We start from the raw sequence: 15,998 nt of genomic DNA on the forward strand, positions 1-15,998 counted from the left end.
CGACGACGATCGCGGGTTTCGAGATCGGACGAGGTCACGGAAGCGAGCAGGACCACGAAATCGAACTGGGCCCCGGGATCGAACTGGAACCACGGGAACGGCGCTTCCGGTAGACGGGTCGTTTCGCCCCTCTCGAGGCAGCTCGGACGACTGATCCGGTCGATCCGATACGTACCGTTCGGTGTGTGACCGGGCGGGTCCCGGATACGTCGCCGGCTACTCGTCGTTTTCGGGGTCGAACTTGCCGAAGGGGGTCGTCTCGTGGCTCCGAACCAGCACCTCGTCGGCGACCGTCAGTCCCATGTCGAGGAGTTCCTGCGCGACGGGCGTGATGTCGCTATCCGACTCGCCGATGACCGTCACGAGGAGGTTCTGTTCGCCGGTGACCAGTTCTTGAACCGATACGACGCCGTCGATCGCCAGGATTTCGGGGATGAGGTCGCCCCGTTCGGATATCGAGGCGGTACAGTAGAGCAACATCCGAAGCGGGTAGCCCGCCGTCTGATAATCGACGCTGGCGCTGTATCCCTTGATCACGCCCTCGGACTCGAGGCGCTGGATGCGCTTGCGGACAGTGCTGTCCGAGGTGTCGGTTCGCTCCGCGATGTCCCCGGACGACATGTTTCGAGCGTCCTCTTGTAATGCGTACAGAATCGCTCCGTCCACGTCGTCGATCTCCTCGTCAGCCATGCAGGTGTCAACAAAGGTACCGGACCTTTATAGATTCGCAAGGCAGGGACCGACGGCTCGCCCGTTTGCGGTCGCGAACGATGAACCGGCCTCAATCGCTGGACCAGCACATTGTATATTGCGTTATCTGATTTATAGACTGCCCATCGACGTGAGGAGACGCCGCTTTCCCTCGATCGACGACGGTCGGGTCGGGCTTGGGAGACAGACGTCCCCGCCGAAACAACATCTTCAACATGATTCCCCGTAAATCCGCGATCATGGCGCTGGAGAAATCCGTCGACTGCCCGCGTTGTGAGGAGGCGCAGACGTTCTACAGAACCGCGGCGATGACGCTACACCTCGGCGAGAAGCGGAAGTGGCGGTGTCCCGAGTGTTCGTTCGGGTTCATCGAGGTGAACGGGATCGACACGCTTCCGGCCTGAGTCGAACACGACGATCGGCGATCGCGCGCGACTGTTCTTTTCGCGGATGACTCGAACGGGGCTTTGGCGGATGATGCGAACGAGGTGTATCCTGTTCGCGACGACTCGAACGAAGAACCACGGTTCGAACGGATGACGCTCGTGCGTTTCTCGTGGGAATCCGATCGTGGCCAATCCACACCGCGGCACCGATCGAATCACGGTCACGGGGGAGCCGGAGAGTGATACCCACGCGGCAGAGCCGGAGCGTGGTCTCACGACGGCGTCGAAGGATTCGCTATCGCTCTCGAAGGCGAGCGGAGAGTCCCCGAGATCGGCGTGAAACCCCCGGGATCGACGGCCGTATTTACACGGATCCGGCAAAGCGGCGCGAATACGGCGAGCGTGTGCGTCCGGATAAATCACATAGAGCGATATCAAATGTGGAATTCCGTATCCAGACCGACTGTATCAATGCAGATGGCTTTGAGAACCTCTCCTCCTTGCTTCGTACAGTCACGCCTCGGCCGTCCGTACCGTTGAGGATCCGGGTTAACGATACGGGTTTCCGAGAGATCCGTGAAGTGGCTATTCCATGTTCGCGCGAACCGATGTCCCGACTGGACATGGTGGGACTACAAATGAGCAACTCAGAACAACGAATCTCGACCGAGACGGCACTACGGCTGCTGATCAAACAGCAGCGACGACAGATCCTCCGCCGGGTGGGTGACGCTCCAGGCGCGACGACCGTCGACCAGCTCATACGACATCCGGAAGGGACGGATTCACAGCAACCAGAAGAAAGCGGCTCCGTAGAACGTCGGGATCTCGAACTTCACCACGTTCACCTGCCGATATTACAGGACGCGAACGTGATCGAGTACGACGCCAACCAGGGAACCGTGCGTCGAAGCCGGGAGTTCCAAGACGTCCTCTCCCTGCTTGAGGCCATCGACGATCACCGAGAGGACGCATCGCCTTCCCCCTGATCGCGGACTCGCTCGATTCGATCCGGATCTCGATCGGTTCGTGTTGAGTATGCGGGTGATTACTCGTCGTGCGAGTCGTGGTCGTCGTCGAGTTGCCAGGTGAACAACGCTTTCAGGACGACCACCAGGCTGTTCGTCCGGCCCGCACCCCAGATCGCAGTCTCATCGCGTGGTTCCGGCGGATGCTCACCGTTACCGTCGACGAGGACGCTCACGAGCGTCCTCTCTCGATCGACCATCAAAAGTCGGCCGGCGGGCGTGTCCGACCAGTCCCAAAGCGACTCGAAGGGTCGTGCGCCGGGGACGGTTCGTTCGAGGCGGTCCTCAGTACCGTCCGACATCTCCGCGAGGCGGATCGACACGCCATCGTCGCTTGCACGAGCTAAACTTTCGACGATCTCCTCCGTGAGGAGCTCCTCGGCGGTCATATAGACGACTTCGTCGTCAGCCGCCGAAATGAGATCAACCACGCGCTCGGCCACGGTTTCGCGGCCGGTCACCGTCCAGACGCCCCGTTGTTGACTGGACCGGTTCGTGGTTTCGAGCCCATCGAGGGCGTCCGTGAGGGCCGTCACGCGGCGGTCGTATTCCTGTTCAAAGTGCCGGCCAGCCGTCTCCGTCGAAATCGCCCAGAATCGTTTGGGGTTCGATCGCTTCACGTCGACGAGGCCGCGGTCACGAAGTTCGTCAGCTGCGTCGTAGACGCGTGTCCGGGGGACATCGGCGAGTTCACTCACATCTCGGGCGGTTCCTTGGCCGAGACTGACGAGTGCAACGAACGTCCGGGCGGCGTAGGCACTGAGCCCGAGGGCCTTCAGTTGCTTGATAGCTGTGGACCGTGCGTGGTCTGATGGGTCGCCGGACATTAGATCCTCACCAATCCCGTGAAAATCACCAGGTGTGGTGATTTCTGGCGTGTAGCGACAGAGAGGTTGGGACCAGATCTGCGACTACACGCCGACCTACTGTCCGTGCTACCCCCACATAGATGTATTGTGATTAAGTGAGTAAATGGGTGTATTGTACCGTTTTCGCTGGTCTCGAAAAGCTCGATTAGGCCGCTATCGTGTGATCATTCGAATTACACGGGAGAATCTCGGTACGACGTACTAAACACCCAGGGAACGAACGGGACGATTGCAGCCGAGGTTGGGACCAATGGATGATGTTACAAACCAAGAACAAGCGATCGAATTGCTCCAGGAACTCGGGCTCAAAGAGTACGAGGCCAAGTCGTTCGTGGCGCTCACACGCAGACACCGCGGGACGGCCAGGGACATCAGCGAGACATCCGAGGTGCCCCGAACGCGGGTCTATGACGCGATTCGCGTGTTGGAATCGAAAGGACTGGTGGAGACTCAACATTCAAACCCACAGGTGTTTCGAGCGGTCTCCATCGACGAGGCCGTCAATACCCTCCAGTCGGAGTACGTCGAGCGCACCGAGTCCCTTCGAAGCACCCTGAGCGATCTCGAGCCGACCGATGATGGAGAGTCGACGGAGGCCACCCACGAGGTGTGGGCCATCTCGGGCGACCAGGGCATTACCAGTCGGACACGACAGTTGATCGAGGGTGCGACGGAGGAGTTGATCCTCGTGATCGGCCACGGAAGTATTTTGACCGACCGATTGGTCGAACAGTTGCGGTCGGCCCAGGAACGGGGCGTGAACGTCATTATCGGGACGGTTGACGAGGATCTCCGGACCGCGGTTCGAGACGTCCTTCCGGATGTCGAAGTGTTCGTCTCGGGGTTGGACTGGTTGAGCCGGTCACCGCTTCCAGGTGACGATACCGAGATCAGCCGGCTGTTGCTGGCCGACCGCGAGGCGATCCTGGTAAGCTCGTTCACCGAAACTGGGGGAGACGGCCGTGAACACGAGCAGGGGGTCTTCGGCCGCGGATTCAACAACGGGCTGGTCGCGATCGTTCGACGGCTGATGGCCACGGGGCTGCTGTCCGGGAACGACCCCGAGGTCGAGAAGCCAGAGTCCGGCTCGTGACCGTCGGAGCGGGCGGAATTTGCAGTGTGACGAGATCGGCCGTTTGAGGGGGGATCTGAGGAGGTTTTCGCTGATCGAACCGGTCAAATTCGCGCATTAGGGGCCGCTAGACTCGTTGTAGTCTCAATTTCCGTTTGTAGTCTCGACTTCCGCTCGTAGTCTCAACTTCCGCTGGCTTCACCGATCGACACGTCGCACGAGCGAAACGACGACCAGACGCGGCCGAATCGGGCGAAACGAGCGAAGTCGATCCAACATGCCGGATCGACGACCACGATCGGAAGATGAGTGTTATTGAAGAGAAAATATTATCAATATGGCGTATACAGGAGTGGATAGGATATAGAGTCCAGACGATGCCAGAGTTACAATCCGTCGGGATAGACACCGACCTCAGCCTCTTCAAATACGATAATCTAGAACAGTTACCCGTTCAATATCGAGAGTTGGACGAGGAAGATCGAACGGAACGGATCGAGAGCGCACGCGAACGACTCGGCGACGACGTCGTCGTCCTCGGTCACAACTACCAGCGACGGGAGATCGTCGAACACGCCGACTTCGTGGGCGACTCCTACGAGTTGAGCAAACGCGCCGCGGCGGCCGACGCCGAGTACGTAGTCTTCTGTGGGGTCACGTTCATGGCCGAGTCGGCGGACGTCATCACCGACGACGACCAGACCGTGATCCTCCCGAGCATGGAGGCGTCGTGTCCCATGGCCGGGATGGCCGAGGCGCTGCAGGTCGATACGGCCTGGGAGGAGCTGACCGCCGCCGCGCCGGACTCGGAGATCGTTCCGGTCACCTACATGAACAGCTACGCCGACCTGAAGGCGTTCTGTGCCGACCAGGGCGGACTCGTTTGCACCTCCTCGAACGCCCACGAGGCCTTCGAGTACGCGCTGGATCGCGGCGACACCGTGCTCTTCCTGCCGGACAAACACCTCGGAGAGAACACCGCCCATCGTCTGGGGATGGCCGACGCGATCGCCGAATGGGACCCCTGGGATCCGGACTCGAAGGACGCCGCCGCGGTGGCGAAGGCGGACGTCATCCTGTGGGACGGGTACTGCCAGGTCCACGAGCGCTTCACCGCCGACCACGTGGCGAGCGTTCGCGAGCGGTTCGACGACGCGAACGTCATCGTCCACCCCGAGTGTCGCCGGGAGGTCGTCGAGGCCGCGGACGTGGTCGGATCGACGGCGACGATCCGGGAGACGGTGGCGGACGCCGACCCGGGCGACACCTGGGCGATCGGCACGGAGATCCACCTCGCCGAGCACCTCGGACGGTGGCACCCGGAAGTGAACGTGGTGCCGCTTTGCGGGGACGCCTGCATGGACTGCAACGCGATGCGACAGGTCGATCCGAACTACCTGACCTGGGTGCTGGAGGAGCTCGTCGCGGGCGAGGCGCGAAACGTGATCGAGGTACCCGAACGCGAGGCCGAACTCGCCGGGCTCGCGATCGAACGGATGCTGGAGCTTTGAACATGGACGACCGAACCACCGACCTGCTCGTGATCGGCAGCGGAATCGCGGGCTGTGCGGCCGCGCTCGCGGGGGCTCGAGCGGGCGCCGAGGTGACCCTCGCGACGAAGGCCAGCCGACCCGGAGATTCGACGAGCTACTGGGCACAGGGCGGGATCGCCGTGACCCGCGGCGATCCCGAGGCGCTCGAGCGCGACATCCTGGCGGCCGGCGACGGCGAAAGCGATCCCGAGGCGGTCGAAGTGCTCGCAAACGAGGCGGACGGGGCTGTCCGGGACGTCCTCGTCGACACCCTCGACGTCGAGTTCGATTCGGACTACGGACGGGAGGCCGCCCACGAGGAGGCGCGCATCCGACACGTCGACGCCTCGACGGGAAAACACGTCCTCGTGCCGTTCCTCGAACACCTCGCGTCCCGCGAGGAGGTCACGCTGCTCGAGGACGCCGCGGCCCTGGAGCTTTGTACCCACGAGGGGCGCGTCCACGGAGCGATCCTCGAACGAGGGGACGAGCGGGCGCCCTGCTTTGCGGGCGCGACGATCCTCGCGACCGGCGGGATCGGCGCCTGCTACCGACGCTCGACGAACCCGCGGACGGCGACCGGAGACGGGATCGCGATGGCCGCCCTCGCCGGTGCGGACGTCGCGGACATGGAGTACGTGCAGTTCCACCCGACCGCCTTCGCCGGTGGAGCCGGCGATCGGGACGCCAACGGTGGAGCCGGCAACGATACCGACCGCGACGACGGCGGGACCTTCCTCCTCAGCGAGGCCGTCCGCGGCGAGGGTGCGGTGTTGCGGAACGCGGACGGCGACCGGTTCATGCCCGACTACCACCCGGACGCCGAACTCGCACCGCGCGACGTGTTGGCGCGTGCGGTCGCCGCCGAGCGCGATCGAACCGGCGAGGTGGTCCTCGACGTGGAGCCGATCGACTTTACGGGTAGCTTTCCCGACCTCGCGGACGCCTGCGCGCAGCGAGGCGTCGAGATCGAATCGGGAATCCCGGTCGCGCCCGCCGAGCACTTCCTGTGTGGCGGGATCGACGTCGACACGGTGGGGCGGGCGTCGCTGGATCGCCTCTTCGCGGTCGGCGAGTGCGCGCGGACGGGCGTCCACGGCGCCAACCGGCTCGCGTCGACGAGCCTGCTCGAGGGGTTGGTGTGGGGGCTACGCGCGGGCGAGGCGGCCGCAGGCTTCGAGCCCGAGCCGATCGAGGCGCCCGAGCTCCTCGATCGCGATCCGGACCTGCCCGAGCGGTTCGCCGCCGAGAAGTTCACCAGGCTGCGGCGGGTCATGGACGAGCATCTCGGGATCGTCCGGGACCCGGGCGGAATCTCGCGCGCACAGGCGGTCCTCCGCCGGCTGAAGGGCGAGGTCGACGCCTACACCCGGACGCGAACGAGCCGGGAACTCTACGAACTCCGCGGGGCGTGCGTGACGGCGCTGCTCGTCGCCAGAGCGGCGGCGGAAAACGACGAGTCCCGGGGGTGTCACCACCTCGAGACGGAAGCGGAGGGGGAGAACGGCACCGAGAAAGAGGAGGCGCCCCTCGATGCGGATTGAACGGTCGACGGTCGAGGCGTGGCTCCGCGAGGACGTCGGGCATCACGACGTGACCAACGACGTGCCGGGCGAGACGACCGGGCGGCTCGTCGCGAAGGAGCCGGGCGTCGCCGCCGGGATCGATGCGGTCGCGGCCGTCTTCGAATATCTCGACGTCGAGGTGACGGACGCCGTCGCGGACGGAACGACGGTCGAACCGGGTGATGCCGTGCTCTCGGTCATCGGGCCGGCTGCGGACGTCCTGCGCGGCGAGCGCGTTGCGGCCAACGTCGCCGGCCACGCGTCCGGGATCGCGACGCGGACGAGGCGGGCCGTCGACGCGGCCCGGACCGTCTCGGAGTCGGTTCGGATCGCCGGGACGAGAAAGACGACGCCGGGACTGCGCGGACTGGAGAAACGGGCGATCGTCGCGGGCGGCGGCGACACCCACCGGCTCGACCTCTCGCACATGGTCATGGTGAAGGACAACCACGTCGCCGAGATGGGGCTCGAGACGGCGATCGAGCGCTTCCGGGAGCGGGCCTCCTTCGCGACGCGGATCGAGGTGGAGGCGGAGGATCCGACCACGGCCGAGCGGGCGGCCGCGGCCGGCGCGGACGTCGTCCTCCTGGACAACATGGAACCCGAGGAGGTCGAAGACGCCGTGGATCGCATCGAAAGCGCCGGAGAAACCGCGGCGATCGGGGACGAGGTGATCACGGAGGCGAGCGGCGGGATCGCCCCGGACGACGTCCGCGAGTACGCGGCCACCGGCGTCGACGTGATCTCGATGGGATCGCTGACCCACAGCGCGCCGGCGCTCGATCTGTCCTTCCGGACGGGCGGGTCCGGTGATTCGGACGGCTAGAGCCCGACTAAAGACCGGACTCGTCGGCGTGCGATCGGACCCACAGCTCGCCGATGCGCGAGAGGCGCGTCCGGTAGGACTTGCCGTGTTCCTCGCGTTCGATGTAGCCCTTGCCGCCGGGACCGAGCTGGTCGACGTTGTAGATGACCTTCGAGCGGAACGAGTCGGTGTACTCCTCGCCGAGCTCGCGCGCGAGCGTCTGGGCCAGCTCGGAGACGGACTCGAAGACGCCGTGTTCGCCGAGGGTGAAGAGGATGAGCTCCTCGAAGGGTTTGACGTTCGAGAAGGAGGCGACCGGCAGCTCGATGATGTGGTCGTCGCCGAACTGTTTCGCGCCGATCGTCGTCCCGCGCTCGTCGAACTCGGCGAGGAGGTCGCGGGCCTCGGCGAGGTGTTCGGCGAGCCGGTCGTCGCTCCCGTCGACCTCGCCGTCGCGCAGGTCCTCGAGGAGGTCACACTGCGTCCGGAGCGCCTCCGCCAGCTCCGTCTCGAGGTACTTCTCGGGGACGGTGTAGTAGGTGTGGATGCGGTCGCGATCGCCCTCGCGTTCGACCATGATCGAGTGGGCCGCGGTGGCGAAGGCGAACGAGACGGTCCGCGGCATCGCCGAGACGTTGACCCACACCTCGCTGCCGGCGTCGAGCTCGTCGTTGATCAGCCCGTAGGCCTGCTCGAAGGCGGCGTCGTAGTCGTAGACGTCCTCGACGACGAACCGCTCGGTCTCGGCGCCGAGCAGGTTCCGGAAGTCCTTCTCGAGCTTCTCGGCGAGCCGCCGGGAGTACTCGACGTTGGCCTCGCTGCCGACCGCGCCCTCGAGCAGCACCACCTGGTCGACGTCGAGCTGGTCCCGCACGAGCGGGGCGATGAGCCGGTCGTAGTCGAAGCCGACCGGGACGATGTGGGTCTGCATACGCTATACTACGTCGGGGCGTTTATATATCCCCTCAAGTAGCATACCGTTCAATTGTACATCGTTCGTGTGCGTGCCTGCTCCCGTCACGGGCTTCGTAAGAATCGGCAGGTGTTACGGTGTTAACTCTACGTGTTCGAACTCGGCAGGAAGGAGCTCTTAGAAGGAGAAGGTCGACTCAGAAATCGCCGATCGTCCGATCGCCACCGAGGATACGTCGATAGACGTCGTCACCGCTTGCATCGGCTAGCTCACCACAGAGTTCCCGCAGGTCGTCAGGTACCGTCCACTTTTCGAGGTAGTTCTGAATCGACTTGCCTTGCTCGTAGCGATGACGAAGGAATTGGGCTTTGTCAAGCGGGGTCAATCCATTGTCGCCCTCGCCGTTCACCCGTTCTTGGATGTACGCCTGCCGCTTTTCGTCGTCCCACGTTCCGAGGATGAACTCTCCGGCAGCCATCCGGTAGAGAAGCGTCTGTTTCATCTTATCGGGGTTTGCACTCGTTCCTCGCGTCAGCATATTCAGGTCGTTGTACGTGGGGTCATCTATCTCAAGCAGGTCAAGGAATACATCAACCTCGCCAATATCACTCCCCTGTTGGATGATACCATAGATTTCGTCCACAACCTCTTTGGCGCTCATCACTTCCCCGCCACGCTGTACTTCCCCGTGATGTTTCGAGTATTCGTGGAAGGCCCGTCCCATCTCGATAACCCCAATGTTGCCCTCGGAGAGTTCGCGATTTTCGGTGAGGCGCTGATGAGTTTGCTTGGCCGTCCGAACGATATTCCGGCGGAGCGAGTTCCACGAAATTGGCTGTCTGTCGCCCGCAGGGCGGGCAACAATGATAATGTCGAACTCAATTGATTCTCCCCCGATGAACTTGTTCATATCCGCAGAGATGGGATAGGTTGCAGTTACCTCGAAACCAACTTCGCAAAGCGATTCAAGTAATTCACCCCACGATTCGGAATTGCTGTGGTGGTAAGTAAACGTGAGAACGCCGTCCTCTTTGAGTGCTTTGTGAATTGCAGAGAACGCTTCGTGAAGTTCCGACTCGAACTCTTCCGACCCCTTCCCGAGATACGGATTGGCAACTATACTCTCGGCTCGTGGCGTTTTTTCTTGGTCGAACCCTTCGTATTCGTCTTCAAGCAAGATTTTCTGCCAAACATAGAAGAAGTCAGAAACTTCTGAATAGATGATATTATCGTAGTAGGGTGGGTCAGTAATGACGGCATCATATTCATCTTCAGCCTCAATCAATCGCATATCTCCCTGATGAACGCTTGCGTCCTCTCCAATCGGCTTGTTGAATGGCGGGCTTTCTTTTGTGTCTCCGCCTTCTACGTACCTTTCTGTTGGTGAATTAGCGTACTCTACTCCCTTCTTCACCATTTCCCACATTGAGGTGAAAGTTCCTGTACCGTATTCCGTTCCCCAAACGTTGTTTTCGATTGGTTCTGTAGGCGGGGTAAACGAATTATTCTTAAATATATTCGTGTTTTTATTATAATTTGGATTGTATATATTCATCAACGTGTTGTAATTCAACGCTTCAGAAAATGTTAGGAGAAGAAATTCTCGGGTATTAGAATCCTGAATCGTGCTTATAGATCTCAGTATACTTCCGAGGCAGAGCAATTGTCTCTCATTGTACATATCCGACCAATGTGTGTAGTTGTGTTGGAAAACATCGTTTCCGGAAACTTCGGATGCCGCTGTTATCGCCCCTTCAGGTATCTCCTCTTCGGGAATGTACTCTCGTAGGTCTTCACGCCTTTCCCACTCCGATTGTGCCTGTTGAACCCGGTCAAAGTCGGCCTGTTCGGCCTCTTTGTATCCCTTGTATGTACCTCTTGACTCACCCGCTTCATCGCAGACCTGGCAGTAATATTCTATCCCATACAATCGGAGATTGTAGCCCTCTTGTTCCTCAATCGCATCTACAATATTGTACTTCTGCCCACATTCAGGACAGGCGTATTTTCCACCCCGACTCGTGTTACCCTCACTTGGAATCCATTCAAATCCGCAGTTTTCGCAGGTTGAATCACTTCGGTAATCCTCAACGTGTACGACCTTATCGCAATCCGGACACACACAAACGTCTTCATCATCGTGTTCATATCGCCCTGCCGCTAACCGGAAGTCGTTGAAGAGAGGAACGTCGTGGCCACAAGAGACGCAATCAACTTCCTTTACCCAAAAGTTGTACATTACGTCGGCATCGTGGTCGCCATGCGGACACGGGGTCTTGTAGTAGTCAAGAATCTCGTCGGCTACGTCTTCTTTGACTTGCTCGAATGCTTCTTCAAGTTCCTCAACGTCGCTCTGCCCCGCGTCAAGTTGCTTCTTCGTGACGAACCACGCGACCGGATTTAGGTCGTATCCATCCGCTTCAATACCGAAACGTGAGGCTTCGACAAGAGACGTGCCACCGCCCATAAATGGGTCGAGAATCTTCTTGTCTCCAATCCTCACATCTTTTGGATAGAGTTCCCACAGACTCTCCGGGTCGGCCATATCGACGCTTTCAATTAGATTCTCAACCTCGCTGTGGCCCCCACCGAAAGCCCCGAGTGTTCCGTTCTCGCCCGGCTCGTGAACTTCGACCTTATCAGAGTCATCCAAGAGGGAATACAGAGAGATAGACCGAAAGACACAGCCGAGACGCCGTGCCCACCACTTGTGCATCGTGTAGATAGGCCGGTAGTACTGCTTTGCGCGCCCTTCTTTCTGTGCGATTTCATTCACTCGCTCAATCGGGAACCCCCGTTCAATCGGGAGTTCCTTCCGTTGACTTCGCTCAGAAGAGCGACCCGTTTCCTTAGACATAGTGGATATGTCCATCCAACCTGTCCGAGTGTCATAAATCCCGCCGACTACTCCGGCCCGCGACCGCGTCTTTGAGTGTAAGGCATCTCCTGATGAAGCGAGGGTTCACCTATAATCCAACAGGATCTGCATACGGATGCCGCTCTCCGAAAACCGGACGACATTAGCCTGTCAGAAGAGTACGCTCCGCGACCTTCGTAGTCTGAAGCGTGGCGGAATCAGTTACGCCGAACTCCAGCAACAGATGATATACAAACCGACACTAATCGCAACCCGTGCCCAATAGTTAAGAGCTCTCAGCGGATATTTGCGATCGAGATGGCTAAGAAACGTGACGTCCCCACGGCTGAGAAGGTTGCCACAGTGGTTGACGGTGACGTAGTGACCGCTCAGCGTGCGCTCCGTGCTGTCAAATTCAACGACGACGCGGACGAATAGCGGTTTCTGTGTCCTCTGATTCTTCATCTGAGTGCGAATTCCAAATACAGGAGATCGCCGGACTAGCCGTAAGGCCGGATAGAGGGATCAGCGATGGCAACAGAACGCGTCTGAGCGTAGCCAAGCGTACCCTTGATCAGAATTACTTTGAGATAGATGAGTATGTTGACGGGGATCTCGAGACGAATCCAATATTCATCTGCCACAATGATGAGCGGGAAGAGGAAGGGTTTGAAGCACTCCGACTCCTCCACAATTACCTCGCATCGCTCTATTCGTTCAATGAGACGATTCGGGTACTCTTCAATCAGCATTCCCCCGATGGAATATCTCTAGCAAGCCGTGACTTCACCCCGACTTCAGGGGGGACAGACCGACTTCTCTATAGCAGAAAATTGGCCTTCCTTCGCGGGTTGAGAACTGATTTCCAACACGGTGGGTTCTCTTGTTTTGCCTTCAATAAAGCGGGAGATCTTGGGGATTTCGCCGGCTATCACATCGTGTTTGAAAGAGAGGCGTTTATGAATGACAGCGGCCTGAGCGACCCAAATCGCTTCCTACGACACACCAACACAAGCGAACAGCAGTATCCCCTGTGTTTCCTTGGACTATTCCATAAGAATACTCTTCAGACCTTTTATGAAGATACTGACGAGTGGTTCTGTTCGTACTAAACAGAATTTCGTCCGATGTTCTCTCTCCGCGTGAAGACGACGTGGGTCTGCATACGCTACAGTTCGTCGGGGTCGTTAAATATCCCGTCACGTCACGGAGGTAGCGATCGCCGACCGCCCGCGATTCGGACCCCTGCTGTTTCGAACCCCCCTCACTCGTGTATCTTCTCGCCGCGGTGGAGACGATCGGCGATGCGGAACGTCTGATCGCGCTCGCGCCGGGTCGGGGTGTGTGCGGCGAGGTAGCGGGCGGTTCCGATCAGGTAGCGGTCCGAGCGCTCACCCGCGGTCCGGCTGCCGCGGAACGCCGCCTCGACGTTCTGGAAGACGTGGAATCCGACGTCCTCGCGAACGAGCGCGTGTCCCAGCCGCTCCCTGAGACGGGCCGGATCGCCGCCCGCCGCGAGGAAGTCCGCCACGCGTTCGCCGGCCGCGTTCACCTCGCCCTCCGTCTCGAACGTCTCGAGGAGCCCCCGGAGGGCCGCCTCGGAGTCGACGCTCGCGTCGCCGTCGGGCATCGGTGCCGGCGGGGTGTTGAGGAAGCGGTCGAGGTAGACGTTCATCGCCGCGTCGAAGACGCCGCGGTGGAGCTCCCACGCGTCCGTGCGACGCGTCGCGAAGTACACCGCGTTCGCGTAGGTGAAGGTGTGGTGAACCGTGTTCCAGTCGCCGAACTCGTTCCCCGTCGAGAACCGCACCACCCTCGTGGCGGCGGCGTCCCGCACGACGCCCGCGAGGTCCCGCGGCGTCGCGCCGGCATCGACCGCATCGAGCAGCGCGTCCGCGATCGCCTCGGGATCGTCGCCCAGCAGGGTCTCGAGGAGGTCGTCCGGTTCGGTCCACCCGTCGCCCGACGCGCGCTCTGGAAGCTCCTCGAAGGCGTCGTCGAGGAGGGCGGCGAGGTCGACCGGCTGGCGCCACTCCGCCGTCTCCTCGGCGCGCTCGGCATCGGTGAGGCTCGACACGAGGCTCGGGAGGACCCGATCCGCGCGATCCCACCCGACGTGATCGAGCGACTCGAACGCCTTGTTCAGGAAGTCGAGCGTGTGCCCGCCGTCGAGATAGCGGTGGTCGGTCGCCGCGGCGAAGAGGAGGTTCGCGACGGTCGCCTCGTCGAACGCCTCGATCGCCGTCCGGAGACACCGCTCCGCGCCGTCGCGATCGCGCACCTCGACGGTCTCTCTGAACCACGACTTCAATCGCTCGCGCGAGGGGTCGCGCGTGTCGAAGGCCGGCTGGTCGAACCGCGGCGGCTCGCCCGCGCAGTCGCCGGCCACCTCGACGATCCCCTGATAGAGCGCCCGTCGACGGTCATCGTCCGCGAGGTCGTCGAGAACGTTCGCCATCGCCGTGTGGATCGTGAGCCCGGACGACCACCCGGCCTCGCGGAACTCGGTCCCGAACGTGAGGGCTTGACCGAACGGCTCGACGTAGTCCACGCCCGCGTCGTCGAGGCCGACGACCGACTTCGCGATCACGAGCCGGAGGTTCTCCTCGAGGCCGGTGCGCAGCCGCTTGCGCCAGTGTACCCGGGGCGGGTCCTCGCGCTCCTCCTCGGGGCGGACGTAGACGTCGCCGTCGCGCACCGCCACGGGATAGGTCGGCACGTCGTCGGCCCACGGATCGAAGGTGTCCCCACACGAGAGGTCGAACCGGGCGTGGTGCCAGTGACACGTGAGGATCCCCTCGTCGACCGTCCCCTCGTCGAGCGGGAACCCCATGTGGGGACACCGGTTGTCGACCGCGTGGACCTCGCCGCCCTCGTAGAAGACGGCGATCGCCTGCCCGCCGGCAGCGAGGAGGCGTCGCCCCTCCCGGGCGAGGTCGTCGAGCGAGGCCACGTGGACGAACTCCGTGTCGTTCATGGTACCAACTACCATGCCCACGGGCAAAGCGTTGCTGCCGCTGGCTCGATCCCGACAGGCTTTTAGGTCACCCTAAAAGGAGTGGAACAACGATGAGTCAGGACGTCTGCGTCGTGGTTCCGACGATCCGCGAGTACGAGTGCATGCGGTCGTACTTCGAGAACGCGCGGGAACACGGCTTCGATCTCTCGCGGCTGCACGTGGTACTGGTCACCGAGGACTTCTGTGATACCGAGGAGATGGCGGCGATGCTCGCCGACGAGGGCGTCTCGGGGGAGGTCTTCGACGGGACGCGTCGCGAGGAGTGGTACGAGGAGCACGGGATATCGGAGTACGGCCACCTCGTTCCGGCGGCGAGCCACGCCGAGACGAGCTTCGGGCTCCTCTACATGTGGGCGAACGACCGCTTCGAGTACGGGTTCTTCATCGACGACGACACCCTTCCGGAGCCGGAGGACGACTTCTTCGGACGCCACTTCGAGAACCTCGCGTTCGAGGGCGAGATCGAGTCGGTCTCCTCGGACCAGCGGTGGGTGAACGTACTCTACCAGCGCGCGGACGAACACGGGCTCTACCCGCGCGGGTACCCCTACGCGGCGATGGACGAGACGGTCGAGACGTCGACGGAGACCGTCGACGACGTCGTCGCCTCCCAGGGGCTCTGGACCAACGTTCCGGACCTGGACGCGGTCCGAATCCTGATGGATGGCGACCTGCAGGGGCAAGCACAGACCCGCACGAGCCGGTCGGACTTCACCGGTGACTTCGTGGCCGCGGAGGGCAACTACCTGACCGTGTGTTCGATGAACCTCGCGTTCAAACGGGAGGTCATCCCCGCCTTCTATCAGCTCCCGATGGACGACAACGAGTGGGACGTCGGCCGCTTCGATGACATCTGGAGCGGCGTGTTCTTGAAACGCGCCTGCGACGTCCTCGGAAAGACGATCTACAACGGGTTCCCGCTCTGTGAGCACAACAAGGCGCCGCGGTCGACCTTCGACGACCTCCAAAACGAGGTCGCCGGCCTCGAGCTCAACGAACACCTCTACGAGATCGTCGACGACGTCGGCGGCGACGCCGACTCCTTCGCCGGCGTCTTCGAGGCCATGGGCAGGGAGCTGGCCGAGGGATCCCACGAGGAGTACAACAACGGTGCGTTCTTCACCCACGTCGGCGAACACATGCTCGAGTGGATCGAGTGTCTCGACGCGCTCGAGACGCCGGCCCGGACCCCTGCTGCGGCGGACGACTGAATCGACGACTATTTAATGATTTAGGTTGAC

At 61.6% G+C, this 15,998-nt stretch carries 13 protein-coding genes; 8 read left to right on the top strand and 5 right to left on the bottom strand.

Going from position 1 to position 15,998, the window contains the following annotated elements; genetic code table 11:
• Nucleotides 1-216: 216 nt before the first annotated feature.
• A complete protein-coding gene (locus tag ACFQE9_RS09655) occupies nt 217-690 on the bottom strand; it encodes an Lrp/AsnC family transcriptional regulator (protein WP_379743867.1) in 474 nt (157 codons plus the stop codon).
• Between the two features lie 260 nt (nt 691-950).
• On the opposite strand from ACFQE9_RS09655, the gene ACFQE9_RS09660 reads away from it, so the two are divergent.
• Both ACFQE9_RS09660 and ACFQE9_RS09665 read left to right on the top strand, forming a co-directional pair.
• A complete protein-coding gene (locus ACFQE9_RS09660; RefSeq protein ID WP_379743869.1) occupies nt 951-1,115 on the top strand; it encodes a DUF7838 family putative zinc beta-ribbon protein in 165 nt (54 codons plus the stop codon).
• A 620-nt stretch (nt 1,116-1,735) separates the two neighbouring features.
• Nucleotides 1,736-2,086, top strand: a complete 351-nt coding sequence (locus ACFQE9_RS09665) for a DUF7344 domain-containing protein (protein ID WP_379743871.1) — start codon at nt 1,736-1,738, stop codon at nt 2,084-2,086.
• A 59-nt stretch (nt 2,087-2,145) separates the two neighbouring features.
• On the opposite strand, the gene ACFQE9_RS09670 is transcribed toward ACFQE9_RS09665, so the two are convergent.
• A complete protein-coding gene (locus tag ACFQE9_RS09670) occupies nt 2,146-2,952 on the bottom strand; it encodes a TrmB family transcriptional regulator (RefSeq protein ID WP_379743873.1) in 807 nt (268 codons plus the stop codon).
• Between the two features lie 292 nt (nt 2,953-3,244).
• On the opposite strand from ACFQE9_RS09670, the gene ACFQE9_RS09675 reads away from it, so the two are divergent.
• The 4 genes from ACFQE9_RS09675 to nadC all read left to right on the top strand — a co-directional run bounded on the left by ACFQE9_RS09675 (nt 3,245) and on the right by nadC (nt 7,989).
• The gene (locus ACFQE9_RS09675; RefSeq protein WP_379743875.1) at nt 3,245-4,087 is read left to right on the top strand and encodes a TrmB family transcriptional regulator; all 843 of its coding nucleotides are present in this window, start codon (nt 3,245-3,247) and stop codon (nt 4,085-4,087) included.
• 356 nt (nt 4,088-4,443) lie between these two features.
• Nucleotides 4,444-5,577, top strand: coding sequence for a quinolinate synthase NadA (nadA, locus tag ACFQE9_RS09680; RefSeq protein ID WP_379743877.1), 1,134 nt, complete (start codon nt 4,444-4,446; stop codon nt 5,575-5,577).
• A gap of 2 nt (nt 5,578-5,579) precedes the next feature.
• Complete coding sequence (locus ACFQE9_RS09685) at nt 5,580-7,142, top strand: L-aspartate oxidase (RefSeq protein ID WP_379743879.1); 1,563 nt, start codon at nt 5,580-5,582, stop codon at nt 7,140-7,142.
• The gene (gene nadC / locus ACFQE9_RS09690; RefSeq protein WP_379743881.1) at nt 7,132-7,989 is read left to right on the top strand and encodes a carboxylating nicotinate-nucleotide diphosphorylase; all 858 of its coding nucleotides are present in this window, start codon (nt 7,132-7,134) and stop codon (nt 7,987-7,989) included. The genes ACFQE9_RS09685 and nadC overlap by 11 nt, the downstream gene beginning before the upstream one ends.
• Nucleotides 7,990-7,996: 7 nt before the next feature.
• On the opposite strand, the gene ACFQE9_RS09695 is transcribed toward nadC, so the two are convergent.
• The gene (locus ACFQE9_RS09695; protein ID WP_379743883.1) at nt 7,997-8,899 is read right to left on the bottom strand and encodes an HFX_2341 family transcriptional regulator; all 903 of its coding nucleotides are present in this window, start codon (nt 8,897-8,899) and stop codon (nt 7,997-7,999) included.
• Between the two features lie 178 nt (nt 8,900-9,077).
• Nucleotides 9,078-11,738 (bottom strand): DUF1156 domain-containing protein, encoded by a 2,661-nt coding sequence (locus ACFQE9_RS09700; RefSeq protein WP_379743885.1) that lies wholly within the window; start codon nt 11,736-11,738, stop codon nt 9,078-9,080.
• A 446-nt stretch (nt 11,739-12,184) separates the two neighbouring features.
• Here ACFQE9_RS09700 and ACFQE9_RS09705 point away from each other — a divergent pair, with 446 nt between their 5' ends.
• Nucleotides 12,185-12,850 carry a hypothetical protein gene (locus ACFQE9_RS09705; RefSeq protein ID WP_379743887.1) on the top strand — a complete coding sequence of 222 codons (666 nt, stop codon included), beginning with the start codon at nt 12,185-12,187 and terminating at the stop codon, nt 12,848-12,850.
• Nucleotides 12,851-13,002: 152 nt separating this feature from the next.
• Here the strand turns inward: ACFQE9_RS09705 and ACFQE9_RS09710 are convergent, their stop codons facing one another.
• Nucleotides 13,003-14,715 carry a Rieske 2Fe-2S domain-containing protein gene (locus ACFQE9_RS09710; protein ID WP_379743889.1) on the bottom strand — a complete coding sequence of 571 codons (1,713 nt, stop codon included), beginning with the start codon at nt 14,713-14,715 and terminating at the stop codon, nt 13,003-13,005.
• A 92-nt stretch (nt 14,716-14,807) separates the two neighbouring features.
• Here ACFQE9_RS09710 and ACFQE9_RS09715 point away from each other — a divergent pair, with 92 nt between their 5' ends.
• Nucleotides 14,808-15,968 (top strand): alpha-1 4-glucan-protein synthase, encoded by a 1,161-nt coding sequence (locus ACFQE9_RS09715; RefSeq protein WP_379743891.1) that lies wholly within the window; start codon nt 14,808-14,810, stop codon nt 15,966-15,968.
• The last annotated feature ends 30 nt before the right edge of the window (nt 15,969-15,998 follow it).

Source organism: Halopenitus salinus, from assembly GCF_042662125.1.
Lineage (GTDB): Archaea > Halobacteriota > Halobacteria > Halobacteriales > Haloferacaceae > Halopenitus > Halopenitus salinus.

Coding starts and splice junctions, on each gene's coding strand:
- ACFQE9_RS09655 (WP_379743867.1), bottom strand. CDS start 690: ATGGCTGACGAGGAGATCGACGACGTGGACGGAGCGATTCTGTACGCA.
- ACFQE9_RS09660 (WP_379743869.1), top strand. CDS start 951: ATGGCGCTGGAGAAATCCGTCGACTGCCCGCGTTGTGAGGAGGCGCAG.
- ACFQE9_RS09665 (WP_379743871.1), top strand. CDS start 1,736: ATGAGCAACTCAGAACAACGAATCTCGACCGAGACGGCACTACGGCTG.
- ACFQE9_RS09670 (WP_379743873.1), bottom strand. CDS start 2,952: ATGTCCGGCGACCCATCAGACCACGCACGGTCCACAGCTATCAAGCAA.
- ACFQE9_RS09675 (WP_379743875.1), top strand. CDS start 3,245: ATGGATGATGTTACAAACCAAGAACAAGCGATCGAATTGCTCCAGGAA.
- nadA (WP_379743877.1), top strand. CDS start 4,444: ATGCCAGAGTTACAATCCGTCGGGATAGACACCGACCTCAGCCTCTTC.
- ACFQE9_RS09685 (WP_379743879.1), top strand. CDS start 5,580: ATGGACGACCGAACCACCGACCTGCTCGTGATCGGCAGCGGAATCGCG.
- nadC (WP_379743881.1), top strand. CDS start 7,132: ATGCGGATTGAACGGTCGACGGTCGAGGCGTGGCTCCGCGAGGACGTC.
- ACFQE9_RS09695 (WP_379743883.1), bottom strand. CDS start 8,899: ATGCAGACCCACATCGTCCCGGTCGGCTTCGACTACGACCGGCTCATC.
- ACFQE9_RS09700 (WP_379743885.1), bottom strand. CDS start 11,738: ATGTCTAAGGAAACGGGTCGCTCTTCTGAGCGAAGTCAACGGAAGGAA.
- ACFQE9_RS09710 (WP_379743889.1), bottom strand. CDS start 14,715: ATGAACGACACGGAGTTCGTCCACGTGGCCTCGCTCGACGACCTCGCC.
- ACFQE9_RS09715 (WP_379743891.1), top strand. CDS start 14,808: ATGAGTCAGGACGTCTGCGTCGTGGTTCCGACGATCCGCGAGTACGAG.